Consider the following 15,125-nt stretch of genomic DNA (forward strand, 5'->3'; position numbering starts at 1 on the left):
ACCGGGCGCTATTATGTTTATTTTTGTAAGTGGCGACAGATTTAACACAGTTTGCCGGCATTATCAGCAATTTCACGCGATTTAACGGATACCTGTCAGGCGCTTTTGGCTTCAGGATAGCGCTCGCTCAGCTCATCCAGACTTTTCTCCAACAGGGCACGATTGTCCTGCTCCCAGGGATGAAAGCCGGTTTTAAGATAAGCCATGAATTCAGGCAGGCATTTACGAACAATGCCAGGCTTACCCCAAAGGAAGTTGATGCCGTCGAGCCAGGTGCGCAGGCTCCACAACTTACCCTCGTGACGCAGCATGCTGCAGGTGTTGAGGAAGGTATATTTGGTGAAATTGTAAGTGACGAACAGGAATACAATCTTCCGCAATCGCTCATTACCCACGCACTGACGATACACGTCAAAGGCGACCGCCTTATGCTCGGTCTCTTCGATGGCATGCCAGCGCCAGAGTTCACGCATTTTGGGGGACACGCTCTGCATCCACTCGGGATCAGACAAAATCGCATTGGCCAGCACCGCCGTGTAGTGCTCCGCGCCGCAAGTGCCCGCCAACTGCCGGTTGGGCGGCAGTTTCTCGACCCAGTCCATATGCTTGCGAAAGCGCGCATCAATCGCATCCACGTCATAACCTCTGGACTTCAGGGCTTCGTTGTATCGCCGATGCTCCCGTCCGTGCAGGGCTTCCTGACCAATAAACCCACGGACTTCCGCCGCAAGCTTGGGGTCTTTGATTTTGTCCCGATAGAGGCGAACCGCGTTGATGAATTGCTGCTCGCCATCAGGAAACTGTAACGACAGGGCGTTAAAGAATGCAGTTCGGAACACATTGTTGCTATGCCAAAGGGTTTTCAGTTCATCATCGAGTTCGAAACTGACATGGCGTGGCGCTATTTCGACCCCTTCGGGTGTAGAGCTGACGGACATAACTGCCTCCATTTCATCACTGTGGTGAATGGTTCTATTGTTATTGTCGTTGACCCGTCACTGGTCATCGCAAACTGTGGGCTGATGCCTTAATTAAAGCAAACGCTTCAATTAAAGCCAGCATAACCGAGACACGCAGGGTTTCCTATCGGGAGCGACACCACAACCTGTCAAAAAGGGCCAATTTTGCTGCTTTTTTGCAGTAGAAAGTCCTAATCTAGACATCTAAGGAGCTCCCCGCCCTGTACAGCGAAGGCGCCAGCCCTCACGCTGCGGGGAATAGAAGCTGAATACCCTGAGGGAAACATCGTGCTGCACAACATCATGTTACTGACGCTTGCCCCTGCGCTGCTTTATCAAGGCAAGCGCGTCCGAGCGACAACGCCCAGGCTTCCGGAGGCAAGCGGGCCTCGTGCCGGTCAGGCCGGCAAAGGCCCATCACTCCATCTTTTAATTTTAGGTGATTCCGCAGCGGCAGGTGTGGGGGCGAAAGATCAGTCCATTGCCTTGAGCGGACAGTTGGTCGACAGGCTCAGTCAGCATTACCAGGTTCACTGGACCCTCGAAGCGCTGACCGGTCGCAAGGTGGCCGACTATCTTCCCCCGCCTGACGCCACAACGGAGACAGCGGCCAGCCGCTTGCCATCATGCGACGCCGACATTGTGGTGGTGTCGCTGGGGGTGAACGATGTGACGTCAAAATGCTCCGTTTCGGGCTGGCTAAAGCAGGTCGATCGGCTGATAGCCGGTATCAACCAGCAGTATGCGCCGGACAGGATACTGTTTACTGCGGTACCTCCGATGGAGCGTTTCCCGGTTTTGCCACAACCCTTGCGGCGTTATCTTGGTGAGCGGGCACGCGCATTCAACATGGGTCTGGCCCGACGTGTCGGCGGGTATCCGAATGTCGATCTGATCGGTGTCCAGTTTGAAAACGGTCCTGACGTCATGGCAACTGACGGTTTCCACCCGGGACCTGGCGGTTATCGGATGTGGGCAGAAACACTGGCGGCCCATATCGGACCGCCAGCATAATCAGGAACCGGCCGCAGCCATATCATGATTCACGCCATCCGGTGAATCCGAAGTGGCGCCTTGCACTTCCTGCTCTTCAGAGACGAGGATACCCAGCTGCCGAATGGCTTTGTCGATCCGCTCGCTCCATGGATTGGCGCAATTGATGCGGACGTAGTCTTCGTACTTGTTGGTAGTCGAGAACATGCGACCCGGCGCCACGTTGATGCCAACTTCACGGGCGCGGTGAAAAACACGGGTACCGGATACACGATCAGGTAATTGCACCCACACCACAAATCCACCCATGGGGCGACTGACCGCCGTACCTTCGGGAAACTCCCGGCCTATCACTGCGCGCATGCGCTCGGTTGCCTCGCGATAACGCTGTCGCGCTGTACGGAGGTAACGATCGTAACCGCCCTGCTCCAGAAAGTGCGCCACTGCCAATTGAGGGATACTCGCAGTCGCCAGATTGCTGAAATATTTTTGCTGGGACACCTCGTTAAAATACTTCCCGGGTACGATCCAGCCCAGTCGCAGCCCAGGGGAAATGGTTTTCGAGAACGAGCTGCAGTAAATCACGTTGCCACTGCTATCAAAGGATTTCGCGGGTCGGGGACGCTCACCTTCGTGTGGCAGGTCGCCGTAGATATCATCCTCGATCAGCACCACGCCGGCATCATCCAGCAAAGTCACCAATCGCTTCTTTTTATCATCCGGCATCCTCACGCCTAGCGGGTTGCTATGGTTCGGCACCACCACGCACGCTTTGATGGGCCACTGCGCCAGTGCCAACTCCAGCCCCTCCAGACTGAGCCCTTCAAGTGGATGAGTAGGAATCTCAAGGGCTCTCAATCCCACCACTTCAAGCGCCTGAAGAATGCCGGGGAAAGACGGCGACTCGACCGCCACAATGTCACCGGGCTGGGTCACCGCCCGCAACGCCAGAATTATCGCTTCCTGGGCACCGTTAGTTGCGACGATGTCTTCAGGTGTTGTGACAACGCCCAGAGACGTCATTCGCTGGGCGATCTGGCGCCGGAACACCTCTTTACCGGGAAAGGCATAGTCCAGGGTCGCCATACCCTGGCGGGCAGCCCAGATTGTCGCCTGCTGAATCTGTCGCAACGGCAGGAAATCCGCATGGGGCACTGCGGGACCAAAAGCCACCATCTGCTTCAGCTCAACCGAGCACAGATCCAGCGCCATATCACGGGCGGTCACAGGAGCGGGGCGGACACGGGGCTTCTGCATCGTCGGCACCGGCGTATCCTTGCGTGGCAGTCTGGCAAAATAGCCACTGCGCTCGCGCGCCTCCAGATAGCCTCGGCTTTCGAGAGTCTGGTGCGCCTGCAAAACCGTAGAAATACTGACTCCAAACTGGCGGCTCAGCACACGTACTCCGGGCAGGCGCTCACCTTCCTGGTAAACCCCGTCGTTGATCAGCTGCTCGATCTGGTCGGCCAACTGTGCATACAGAATTGTCATCTCTGCTCTCCTTACCCTGTTCGCCCTAAGCCCCTTCGGACCGGCTGTCGTGTTCCCTTCTGGATCAAAGTGTTGCCTCAAAGCCCGCGCCTGCCCGGGGTACACCCCATCGTCCCAGAAAACCCGCTCACTGGAGCAGCACAGATACAGCGTAATCCGACCATCACAGTCTAGTTCAATTTGGCACTGTACCGGTTCAATTTCCAGCCGACTGATTCTGTGACGGATGCGGGCTTCGGAGAACAATAGTCAAACGCTTAACGGAGAAGGAGATTCCCCATGCGACCGACACCCCACAGACACGCTTTGAAGTACCCCAAGGCATTGGCCAGCACCAGGGCCAGAAACGACCTGTTCGACCTTTACAACCGCTGCGGCATTGATGATACCCCTGCACCGGCAACACGCCAGATGCACCTGAATCAGTTGCTAAACTGGGGGTTCCGAGTCAATGCTGTTGCGCCTGATCACTGGGTGCTGACACCGCCTGGCAGTAGCAGCCTGCTTCACCTGTATGGCGAACAGGAACTCGCCCGGTATACGGGCCACCGCCAGTGGCAGCGGAGTCAACATCAAGCAAAACCTTCAGTCTTGAAGGACAATCACTGCAACGTAAAGGAACCCACATGATCCGCTTGCCGATTTACCAGGTTGATGCATTTGCCGACAAACCGTTTTCCGGCAACCCCGCCGCGATTGTGCCGCTGGAGCAGTGGCTGCCTGACGAGCTGATGCAGCAGATCGCGCAGGAAAATAACCTCTCGGAAACCGCGTTCTTCGTACGGGAGCCAGCAGGAAGCGACTGCGACTTCCACATCCGCTGGTTTACGCCGGGAATTGAAGTTCCGCTATGCGGGCATGCCACTCTGGCGTCAGCATGGGTCCTGTTTAACCGGCTGGACTGGCAAGAGCCGGTCATCCGCCTCAAGTCCAAAAGCGGCCCGCTCGGTGTGCGGCGTCTTGACGATGGCTGGCTGGAGCTGGACTTCCCGAACCTGCCTTTTAAACCCACGCCGACCCCCGAGGCGGTTCAACAGGGCATCAAAGGTGCACCGGCGTCGGCGTTTCGCATCGACAACGACAGCAACTACATGATTGTGCTGGATAATGAAGCCGCTGTTCGCAATCTCACCCCCGAACTGGCTCCGCTGAAGACGCTCAGGCCCGGCGGCCTGATTGTGACCGCGCCAGGCGATACCTGTGATTTCGTCAGTCGCTACTTTGCCCCGGGAGATGGTATCGACGAAGACCCGGTAACAGGCTCGATTCACAGTGTGCTGGCGCCCTACTGGGGAGAACGGCTGGGCAAGTCGAAGCTGCAGGCCAGACAGTTATCGGCAAGAGGCGGCACCCTTAAATGTGAGCTGCACGGTGATCGGGTGCATATCGCCGGGCAGGCAGCATTCTATATGGAAGGCACTCTGCATCTGGCGGACGGTTAAAAGGCAGCCGCAGGGTTTGGCGCAGCCATCAGGCTGTGCTAAACCTATGTGATGCAACTTGAAATTTACACGGCGCACCTGCCCTGCCGGAATGAAAGAGTGCCGTCCGGCTCCCGCGTCCTTCGCCGTCTATGGGGCTGCTGCCTGCTGGCCGTGTTACTGACCATCCTCAGTACTGCGGTAAATGCCCGAACAGTTCAGGTGCTCACCTATCACAACTTTCCACCTTTTGTCGTCGATGAGAAAACCCGTCAGGGGCTGAGCTTCGACATTGTCGACATTCTCAACGAGCTGAAAATTCCCGGCATTGATTTCACACTGGCGATCCACCCACGCGCCCGGCTGAACAGGGAGTTGCGGCGGCAACCGGAGTGGCTGGTGCTGTGGGCCAACCCGGCGTGGTTCAAAGACAGGGACATGACCACCTATGCCTGGAGTGCCCCCATCTTTGAAGATGCCAATGTATTGGTAACCCGTGATCCGGATTTTGATTATTCCGGGCCGCTATCGCTGCACTCGATGCAGATGCTGGGGTTGCGTGAACACAGCTATCAGGGTATCGACGAGATGATCGAGTCCGGCATGATCAGCAAGGAGGATGCGCCGGGATGGGACAGTCTGCTGCTCATGGTTGCTTATCGCCCCCACGTCGATTTCACTATCCTACCGATGCTGGCTGCGCGCTATTACCGGACCCAACTCCAGCTTCAAGATAACGTATTCATCGCAGCCACACCTCACAGCCGATTCACCCGCAGCATTATGGGGCCGGCCAGTTCACCCACCTTGAGTCCACTGATCGACACCTTGGCCGAAACATTGGCGTCATCTCCTCAGTGGAAGGCTCTGATGAAGCACTATCATTTAGAGGAGCTGTACATTGATGATCCTGAACATTACGCAGGCAAAAGCTGGTACTTCAGTCTCGACCCCAAAGACAGGACAGGTGATTAGCGTCAGCTCCCGACCTGAACGGATTCGTGGTTCCGGTCTTTCACCGGACTGGCTCCAAAGTACCGTTTATAGTCGCGGCTGAACTGCGGCACGCTCTGGTATCCCACTGCGTGGGCAGTCTGGTTCACATTCAACTCGTCATGACTTAACAGCAACCGGGCCTTGATCAACCGCAACCGTTTCAGATACTGCAAGGGCGACGAGCGGGTCACCTGCCTGAAATGATGATGGAACGTCGAGACGCTCATGTTGACCTGTTTTGCCAGCGCCTCAACCGAGATGTCACCGGTCAGATTGCTGTGCATCTGAGTGAGCACCTGCACAATGCGCGCATAATGCCCCTGATTCAGAATCAGCGCCCGCAACGCCGGCCCCTGCTCGCCCTTCAAGGCTTCAAATACCACTTCTCGAATACGGGCATTTCCCATGACTTGAGCGTCCAGCGGATCATGCAGCGCCCGAAGCAAGCGGATAACCGCTTCATGCATGCCTTGTGTCATGGCGACCGATGCCATCGGCTGCGGTGTTTCCCGCGCAACCAGTTGATGATCAACCCCGGTCTCCAGCACCAACTCCCCCAACACAGCGGGGTCAATCCGGACAGACAACCCATACAAAGGCTCGTCGTCGGTGGCGAACGTCTCGCACTCAAATGGCAACGGCAGGGTTTGAACCAGGTAGTGACCGGGGTTGTAGTGAATTTCACGGTCCCCCAGATAACCGATCTTTCGCCCCTGAGCGATGATCATCAGACTCGGTTCATACAGGATAGGCGACCGGTCAATACGATGTTTTGACGCAACAAGTCGCACCAACGGTAAAGCCGTGTCGGAGAATCCGTCACATTTTACCAGCGGTTCGATTAGTTCGGTCATTGCCGGCATTGCATGCGCCATATCGCACTCCCTTCGCTTGCCCTTGCAAACAGGGCTTCAAGGTTAAACTTTTCTTACGAATTATTATGCCACTCCGGATGACCAAAGTGACCGGCCGCTCTGCCTTTTCGGAGAAACAGGCAAAAATGCTGCAGGAATGATGATAGCCGCAAGCACCAGCAAATCGCACAATGGTGAGGTATTCATGGGTCAGAACCCAAACGCTCCAGATCATGAGGACAACACGCTATGAGCAACACCAAAGCTTATGCAGCACAGTCGGAAACATCGAAGCTGGCACCCTTCAGTTTCGATCGCCGCGAACCCCGTCCCGATGATGTCTCAATCGAGATCGATTATTGCGGTGTCTGCCACACCGATATTCACTTTACCCAGAACGACTGGGGCAATTCGGTATTTCCGGTAGTACCCGGTCACGAAATAATCGGTCGTGTCACCGCCGTTGGCAGTGACGTCACCCGCCACAAGGTCGGCGATGTTGTCGGTGTAGGCTGCATGGTGGACTCGTGCCGCACCTGCTCTGCATGTGAATCAGGACTGGAGCAGTATTGCCTTGAAGGCATGACCGGCACCTACAACGGCGAAGATCGTCACGACCACTCCATGACGTTCGGCGGCTATTCAGACAAGGTGGTGGTCAGCGAACGGTTTGTGGTGAAAGTACCCGAAAAGCTGGACCCCGCTGCGGCTGCCCCCATTCTCTGCGCAGGTATCACCACCTACTCACCACTGCGGCATTATGGTGTTAAAGCCGGTGACAAGGTGGGCATTATCGGTATGGGTGGTCTTGGCCACATGGGCGTTAAATTCGCCAAAGCGCTGGGTGCGGAAGTCACCATCTTCACCCGTTCTGAAAGCAAGGTCAGCGAAGCGAAGAAGCAAGGCGCGGATCACGTCATCATCTCCACTGATGAAAAGCAGATGGAAGATGCCGCCCAAAGCTTCGATTTCATGCTCGACACCGTACCGGTGCCTCACGACCTGAACCCGTACCTGAATGCCTTGAAGTTTGATGGCACCCATATTCTGGTCGGCTTGCTGCAGCCCATCGAGCCGCCGGTAGAGGCTGGTGCTTTGGTCGGCAAACGTCGGGTACTGGCAGGTTCACTGATTGGCGGTATGCCGGAAACCCAGGAAGTGCTGGATTTCTGCGCCGAGCACGACATTACCTGCGATATCGAGATGCTGGACATCCAGAACATCAACGACGCATACGAGCGCATGAAGAAAGGTGACGTCAAATACCGCTTTGTGATTGATATGGCGTCGCTTAAAAACGCCTGATCAATTGCTGATTGGTGACACGAGTCGTGCCCGGTGACGGGCGCGACTAGTCTGTTTTCGGTTCGTCCCCCATCAACACGCTCCAGGGCAGCGGGGGTGCAACCAGACTGGGACCATCAAACCCGGTTATCCGCCCGAATCTGGCATCGCCGGATTCCCAATCCGCCTGAGCCTCGGCGATTTCACTCTTGTTGTGGCCAACAAAATTCCACCAGATCAGAATATCTTCGCGAAGCGGCTCCCCGCCCACCAGTAACGCCCGTGAGCCGGGGTGCGCAGTAAACGCCACTTCCCCACGGCCAGCCCCCAGGTACGCCAGCTCGTCGACGCCAAACACCTCGTCATCGAACCGAATCTCTCCCTCCAGAGGTAGCACGCCATATTCATAGTCATCCCGAAGCGGAAGCGTTACTTTGCCACCGGCTTCAAGTTGCAGATCCACCCCAACCAGGGGCGAGAACGCCAAGGTCTGGGCATTATGGTCTCGAAAGCGCCCCACCAGCAGGGTCATCTTTGCGCCCTGCTCCTCCCACTGAGGCAAATAGGGGTAATGATCAAACCGAGGTGCGGTTTTGCGATCGTTGTAGGGTAAGGCAATCCACAGCTGCGCAGCGTGAAGCCTGGTTTCGCCTGCAACGGATTCCTCAGTGTGACTGATGCCAGAACCTGCCGTCATGAGATTGACCTGGCCCGGACGAATCACCTGCTCGCTGCCGAGACTGTCCCGGTGCAGCACTTCACCCTCCAGCATCCAGGTAAATGTCTGCAAGCCGATATGCGGATGTGGCCCCACATGAAGCCCCCGTGAATCGCCTTTGAAAACAGCCGGGCCGGCATGATCAAGAAAACACCAGGCACCAATCGTCCGGCGTTGCCGGGATGGCAGAGACCGGGCCACAGGGATGCCCCCGACATCCGCCATGCGGGCGACGAGCCTGTGAATAACCTGCTTGCCATCAATTGCCGGGGCATCACGGGACGGCGATAATTCCGGATCGTACTCGGTGTTCGTCATATCGGGCACTCGCTCAGTAGAGGTATCTGCCTGAATTATAGACAGCGTTTCCGAACAAAGACGTCAGCAGCCTGAAAACGTATACTGCCGGCCACATTCAACCTGCAACCCAATCTGCCCGGGAACTTCATGGCCAACGATTACGACGTCATTATCATCGGCGCTGGTGCCGCCGGACTGATGTGCGCAGCCACCGCGGCATACCGTGGGCGCAAGGTGCTGGTAATAGATCATGCGAACAAGCCGGGCAAGAAAATACTGATGTCAGGCGGCGGTCGCTGCAACTTCACTAACCTCAACAGTACGCCTGCAAACTTCCTGTCGTCCAATCCCCATTTCTGTATTTCAGCGCTGAAACGCTATACCCCCCAGCATTTTCTCGATCTGGTGGAACGTCACGGTATAGAGCACGAAGAGAAAGCCGCCGGCCAACTGTTCTGCAAAGACAGCAGTAAGGACATACTCAACATGCTGCTGACAGAATGCGAATGGTCGGGAGCCACCATTCAGCTAAAAACCGAGATCACCGGCGTAAGCGAGACCAGCGTCGGCTTTCAGGTCAAAACCAACGGGGGCATTCTGAACAGTGAAGCACTGGTCGTGGCGTGCGGCGGTTTGTCGATTCCCACCATGGGCGCGACGGGTCTTGGCTACGAAATAGCCCGCCAGTTCGGGCTTAATGTGTTACCTACAAGGGCCGGACTGGTCCCCTTTACCCTGCATCCGGAACTGAAAGACCAACTGGCGCCTTTATCCGGCGTGAGCTGCGACGTAGACGTGCACTGCAATGGCGAACACTTCCGCGAGCCGATGCTGATCACCCATCGCGGCTTGAGTGGCCCGTCCATGCTGCAGATATCCAGCTTCTGGCAACCCGGCGATGCACTGACGATTGATCTGTTACCCGGGCAAGACGCCCAGGCCGCGTTGACCGCATTGCGACAGACAAAGCCCCAGTCCACGATGCTGCAGTACCTGAACAAGCACTTTCCCCGCCGCTTCGCCCAGGCCCTCAATGACATGAACCAGTGGCAAGGCCCACTACAGGCCTTAAAAAACACTGATATCGAACAGACCGCCACGGCCCTGAACCGCTGGACACTCAAACCGGCCGGCACCGAAGGCTACCGCACTTCACTTTTCCGAACGCATTAAATTGTCAAAAAAAGCCCAACCCGCCCATTTTTCGCCTACACTGCAATGACCTACATGATCTGACAGCTACAATTTTTGAGAGACATTTTTTGACAAATTTTTGGTAGAGATCTCACCTGAGCTAAGGCCGGATCATGCAGATGCTGTTCTTGAAATGCGGGCGCCATTGATTTAAACGAGAACGACAGTTAACGGAAGTAGAGATATAGTGAAAGTCACCCTAAAAAATGGCGAGCATCAGTTAAGAATACAATCCGAAGCTGGGGCTTATAGCTACATCAATATCCACTATCTGTCTCATGTCAAAGGCTGGGAAACTTTCGCACAGCATGCAGTTAATTACTGCACGGGGAAGAAACCAATCACAATAAAGAGCTGGTGGAGTCGCTTAAATAGCGTGTTGCGACCTACTATTACTGACTCTGAGATGAAAGCTTTTCCGAGGCAAGCCGACGATTGGTCGACGCTAATCAAAAATCTATACCTGACGACATTGATCACGCCTGAAATTAAATCAAGCATTACTACACGGGTGGCTATTTGGAATAAAAATCTTCTCCCATTTTTGGTGTACCTGCAAGACCGAGACCAGATACCCATTTCAGTTCTCATTCCCTCAATGAAGCAGGTCAATCAAGTCCAAAGAAAATCCAGCTTCAATGTAAGCATAATTGGCGAAAAATCGGCATACAAAGTTAATAATAAAGACCAACTTGATAAACTAATTTGCCCGGTGAGTTTGAGTAGGACTGACTCTGTATATTTAGACGAGCTTTATTACGATCTTGAACGAAAAAGAAATAGATTGCATCGAGCGTTAACAGATTATTGGAAGACCCTAAAAGCATTTTTTCAAACTGGCCAGAAATTATTAAGCGAAATTGATCCAGCTATCCTTGAGCGACGGGTCAAAGCAAAAGATCTCTATGACATATATCCTCGCGGAAATGGCATCCCCCCTATTAGACGGCAATTTTCATCTGGACATGACAGGAAATCTTTTGCCGCCTATCTATCATTGAGCAAAAAATATAAAGGATTCGTTAAGCTTTCATCCAAAATTGAAGACTGCGGACTGGCAAGCAGAGCCGTTATGTGGGAAAACAAATCATTATGGATTAGTCAATTCCCACCGAGCCATATTGAAAAAGATAAAACCGGCTATACAGGAAAACTGAATTGGATGTTAGGGCTTCTGGGAAACATGGATGTTTCCTTTATCGTCGCACTTTTAATGATGGAGAATCCCAAGTTTACTTTTTTGTCCTTGCTTAACTGCAAGGTTGAGGACAAAGATGGCAAATCACGTCTCGAAATTGGGGAAACCTCCATTTCCTTTACGATTGAAAAGAGTCGCGCCAAAGCTCTCAAGAAAGAAGGGTTGTCAGATTTAAGTCTGGAGATTATCTCAACGCTTTTAGAAATGCGCACGGCCAACCTCGCGAATCTCCCCACCAATTTATCTAAGTACCTATTCGTGATCCTCGCCATGAATTCAAAGGATAAGATTTTTACCTGTGCGCAAAATTCGAGAGTAACAGCCTATTTGACCGGGAGAGAGGACGGCTCACTCTTCATCGGAACTTTGTTTCCGTCCCTTGCTGATGCGGGGATTTACCGAAATCAGCTTACCCACTCGAAACTACGAGCTTCAGAAGGCGTTCTAGAGTATTTTCGAACTGGATCAATCAGAGCCGTTTCTCGAAAATTAGGCAACGGAACAAGAGTAGCGCTTGAGCACTATCTTCCAAAACCTCTCATAGCAGCATATAACACAAGGCAGGTGAGACGGTTTCAGAACCTGATGCTTGTTTCCGCATGTGCAAATGAGGATTATCTACTCGATGCGGTAGATTTTAGCAATTTGAATGAATTACATAGCTTTATTCTCGAAATGCTTGCCCTTGACTCCAAAGGTAACAATCCTCTTATTAGCTATCTTAACGATAAAATCGACGCAACACAAAGACCTCAAGGCGATCTGATTGTAAATATTTCAGAGAAGTCTCTGTCATTTTTGTATGCTTATAAAATTATTGCCGAGAACAAAAATATAAGCGCATCTGCTCTCGCACAGAAGGATTCTAAAACTGGTTTGGCACCTATCGCTTTCATTACATTAGCAAAGCACTTAAACACTACACTCTCTCAACATAATGAAAACTCCGTCAGAGAAACCAATTTTTCTGCAAAAGACAAAGCATTATTGATGACCGAAAAATTGGAGTGGGATCGACTTATCATGCGACGAGCAAGTATTTCATGAGAAAACTCAGCGTCCAGTTAAACTGGAGCCAAGCGGACGTAGTAAGCATTCAAAAGTACCTCGCTGGCTATGACTCTGGAATCACCATCTATTCCGGTGATTTTATCGCGGATTGGCTGCTATCTGGAATTCATGAAAGTAAATGGATCATTAAAACAGTAAAAACTGTCAAAAGGGCCGACGGTAGCTATAAGTACGTGCGAACCATAAATTGGAACAGACGGCTTCCGGATGGAACATTTCTCGATTCACCTCAAAATCGTGATTTTCTTGACTTCCTCCAGAAAGCAATTTTCGTGATAGTAGAATCAACCTCTATCGCTCCAAACATCTCCGTGAGCTCACTACCAGGTCTAGTTAATAACCTTCTATCTTTTGCTCAATGGTGCTTTCGTAAAGATATTAATCTATGCCCACGATCAGAGTTTCTTAGAAAGCTCACTCAAGAACGACTTTTTCGCTACGTAAGAGAGAAAATTCACGGCGGAATCATGGAGTTGTTCGACGTTGCAGAGATTTTTAAAGCTCGTTTTTTTGAGATGTCCGGTACAGCTTTAATCAGCGACGATATTTACCATTTAACATCCTCTGATATTACCGAAGCAATCAGAGTCTTTAAGTCAAAAGGATTTTACCGAAAAACAAAATTCGGTGATTCCGTCATCGATCGCATGCAATTCGTCGAGGCATTCGAGCTCCCACAACAAATTACGCATAGCGATAAATTCAGTGCGTTTTTGAGACAATTTGAGCCAGATCTACTAAGGAAAAGCCAAGACGTTCTTGTGCCTGTGACGCTTGAGTATGAGTTTCCTGGACATACGACCCCGCTTATTTCTGAAGTTATAGCTAACAAGGAAAACATAAAGCAGTTCTTGGGTTACTTTAAAATTTTTCTATCTACAAAGAAGTTGTTCCACCGTGAATTGCCCGATTCAGAGCAGTTTAGGTTTGAAGAGATCCACACATACATACAGAACAACCAATTGCAGATTAAACACACACCTTGGATTCCGCTGCCCGTTTGTCTGCAGATAATCAACTCCTCGGTTGATTGGGTGCTTAACAAAGGGGAGGCGATTATCAGTGCCATGGTAGACGCTTTCGACACTTTGCACAACGAGGGTTTATTAGTCATTGAAAAACCATTTACTCAGCTCTACAAGAAACGAGAAATTGTTGTTGAAAACGTACTTCAACGACATCGTAAGATAATAGAGATCGGTTCGTTTGATTATAACGTTCGTGATGTAAAATCATTCAGATCAAAACCTCCATTAACTTATCTCATTGATATTTTGCAGGGTGCTTGTTTCATTATAATAGCTTCAATGAAACCGATCAGAGTAAACGAACTGTCCTCATTAAAATACGATTGTTTATATTTCAAGGATAACGATGGCTTTTGGCTCATACAGGATATTGAAAAGTCGGGTATACGCGGAATCCTTCCAGAAGATGCGAAACCAATTCCGCGTGTTGCAGCTAGGGCCATCGTACTACTTCAAGAAATGAACAAACACGCGCGAAAACATGTCCCTTCAAAAAAAGAAGAACAATACCTGCTGTATGGAATCAATTACGGATTTGATTGGGCATCTGCTTCGATTGCCGATCATGAATTCATAAGGTCAAGGCTTTCCTATTTCTGTGACCATATCGAAGTCCCACTCGATGAATACGGAAGACGATGGTACGTCAATACACATGAATTACGAAAATCGTTTCTTTTGAACTTTTTTTGGACATTTAAATTTTCTTCCTTAGATAGCGCTCGGTGGATGGCAGGTCACACCAATCCAGATCACATTTTCGAGTATATTCAGGATAACTTTGAAGGCCAGGAAATGGTTGAGGTTGAATCTGAATATGCGTATCAGCAATTGAGGCTTTTCAAGGACGGCAATAATCTCTCTGACATCAGCAACATCGAAGATGTTTATGACGAAGTCTGCAATCAGTTCAAGGTTAACTCTATTTCCGAGATTAAAGAAGACGAACTTAAACAATGGCTTGAAATTCAAATTGAGTCGGGTCATTTCGAAGTGACTGTTTTTGGTATTGAGAATGTCGATGAAGGATTAAAGGTCGACATTGCTATCAAGATTTCGTAGGCGGTGAGATGTCTGATATAAGAAAAGAATCCATTAAAGTGCTCTATCATTCAATGATTGAAGCATTGAAAAATCCTGACGCATATTCTTGGATAACATCTAAGTGCGGGAGCCAGGCTGCGATTGCTTCTGTTGAGCGAAAATCAGTAGGCATCCATGCAATGACTCTTAATACGTTCAAGAAGTATTCAGATACCGCACTCGACGGAGGTTTCGAACAACTCGATAAAATAAGGGTCGCAATCAAAAAGAAAAGCAAAAATTCGAGAAACAAAAATTCGAATAAAACTAAACGTAAGGCTCTATTTTATAAAGAAAAACTCGACGAAGCCGAAAGATTTCGAGCGATCCTCATCCGAGCATACACCGACTTGAATAGGATCTGTCTCGATGCAGTCAAAAATAGCCCTGAATACCAATACGATTTGGACAGGCACAACGAACTGTATCGGGAGTATTTTTCTTTGACGCTCGTTGCCGACAATGACTAGTCAACTTTATCGCCTTATCAAGAATGTTCGACTTCCGACAATAGACAGATTCGATAGTGAAACCG

General features: G+C 51.3%; 13 protein-coding genes. 9 read left to right on the forward strand and 4 right to left on the reverse strand.

The window, feature by feature from the left end; all coding sequences use genetic code 11:
• Nucleotides 1-95: 95 nt before the first annotated feature.
• On the reverse strand, nucleotides 96-938 hold the full coding sequence (locus ACUN9X_RS16845; protein WP_260034686.1) for a metal-dependent hydrolase: 843 nt from the start codon (nucleotides 936-938) through the stop codon (nucleotides 96-98).
• 309 nt (nucleotides 939-1,247) lie between these two features.
• Between ACUN9X_RS16845 and ACUN9X_RS16850 the strand changes: the two genes are divergently transcribed.
• Nucleotides 1,248-1,973: an SGNH/GDSL hydrolase family protein gene (locus tag ACUN9X_RS16850; protein WP_445473820.1), complete on the forward strand. Its 726-nt coding sequence runs from the start codon at nucleotides 1,248-1,250 to the stop codon at nucleotides 1,971-1,973.
• Here ACUN9X_RS16850 and ACUN9X_RS16855 read toward each other — a convergent pair whose 3' ends face one another.
• Complete coding sequence (locus ACUN9X_RS16855; RefSeq protein WP_445473821.1) at nucleotides 1,974-3,443, reverse strand: aminotransferase-like domain-containing protein; 1,470 nt, start codon at nucleotides 3,441-3,443, stop codon at nucleotides 1,974-1,976. It abuts the gene before it with no gap.
• Nucleotides 3,444-3,722: 279 nt separating this feature from the next.
• Here ACUN9X_RS16855 and ACUN9X_RS16860 point away from each other — a divergent pair, with 279 nt between their 5' ends.
• The 3 genes from ACUN9X_RS16860 (at nucleotide 3,723) to ACUN9X_RS16870 (ending at nucleotide 5,839) form a co-directional block, all read left to right on the forward strand.
• Nucleotides 3,723-4,073 (forward strand): hypothetical protein, encoded by a 351-nt coding sequence (locus tag ACUN9X_RS16860; RefSeq protein ID WP_445473822.1) that lies wholly within the window; start codon nucleotides 3,723-3,725, stop codon nucleotides 4,071-4,073.
• Entirely contained in the window at nucleotides 4,070-4,885 is an 816-nt protein-coding gene (locus ACUN9X_RS16865) for a PhzF family phenazine biosynthesis protein (RefSeq protein ID WP_445473823.1), read from the forward strand. The genes ACUN9X_RS16860 and ACUN9X_RS16865 overlap by 4 nt, the downstream gene beginning before the upstream one ends.
• 99 nt (nucleotides 4,886-4,984) lie before the next feature.
• Entirely contained in the window at nucleotides 4,985-5,839 is an 855-nt protein-coding gene (locus ACUN9X_RS16870; protein WP_445473824.1) for a hypothetical protein, read from the forward strand.
• A 2-nt stretch (nucleotides 5,840-5,841) separates the two neighbouring features.
• Here ACUN9X_RS16870 and ACUN9X_RS16875 read toward each other — a convergent pair whose 3' ends face one another.
• Nucleotides 5,842-6,735, reverse strand: coding sequence for an AraC family transcriptional regulator (locus ACUN9X_RS16875; RefSeq protein WP_260034679.1), 894 nt, complete (start codon nucleotides 6,733-6,735; stop codon nucleotides 5,842-5,844).
• A 228-nt stretch (nucleotides 6,736-6,963) separates the two neighbouring features.
• Between ACUN9X_RS16875 and ACUN9X_RS16880 the strand changes: the two genes are divergently transcribed.
• Complete coding sequence (locus ACUN9X_RS16880) at nucleotides 6,964-8,019, forward strand: NAD(P)-dependent alcohol dehydrogenase (protein WP_445473825.1); 1,056 nt, start codon at nucleotides 6,964-6,966, stop codon at nucleotides 8,017-8,019.
• A 46-nt stretch (nucleotides 8,020-8,065) separates the two neighbouring features.
• Here ACUN9X_RS16880 and ACUN9X_RS16885 read toward each other — a convergent pair whose 3' ends face one another.
• Nucleotides 8,066-9,034 carry a pirin family protein gene (locus ACUN9X_RS16885; RefSeq protein ID WP_445473826.1) on the reverse strand — a complete coding sequence of 323 codons (969 nt, stop codon included), beginning with the start codon at nucleotides 9,032-9,034 and terminating at the stop codon, nucleotides 8,066-8,068.
• A 129-nt stretch (nucleotides 9,035-9,163) separates the two neighbouring features.
• Between ACUN9X_RS16885 and ACUN9X_RS16890 the strand changes: the two genes are divergently transcribed.
• The 4 genes from ACUN9X_RS16890 (at nucleotide 9,164) to ACUN9X_RS16905 (ending at nucleotide 15,060) form a co-directional block, all read left to right on the forward strand.
• Complete coding sequence (locus ACUN9X_RS16890; RefSeq protein WP_445473827.1) at nucleotides 9,164-10,189, forward strand: NAD(P)/FAD-dependent oxidoreductase; 1,026 nt, start codon at nucleotides 9,164-9,166, stop codon at nucleotides 10,187-10,189.
• A 208-nt stretch (nucleotides 10,190-10,397) separates the two neighbouring features.
• Nucleotides 10,398-12,455: a hypothetical protein gene (locus tag ACUN9X_RS16895; protein WP_445473828.1), complete on the forward strand. Its 2,058-nt coding sequence runs from the start codon at nucleotides 10,398-10,400 to the stop codon at nucleotides 12,453-12,455.
• Complete coding sequence (locus ACUN9X_RS16900; RefSeq protein ID WP_445473829.1) at nucleotides 12,452-14,569, forward strand: hypothetical protein; 2,118 nt, start codon at nucleotides 12,452-12,454, stop codon at nucleotides 14,567-14,569. The genes ACUN9X_RS16895 and ACUN9X_RS16900 overlap by 4 nt, the downstream gene beginning before the upstream one ends.
• Nucleotides 14,570-14,577: 8 nt before the next feature.
• Nucleotides 14,578-15,060: a hypothetical protein gene (locus ACUN9X_RS16905; RefSeq protein WP_445473830.1), complete on the forward strand. Its 483-nt coding sequence runs from the start codon at nucleotides 14,578-14,580 to the stop codon at nucleotides 15,058-15,060.
• Nucleotides 15,061-15,125 lie beyond the last annotated feature (65 nt).

It is taken from the genome of Marinobacter sp. V032 (genome assembly GCF_052645435.1).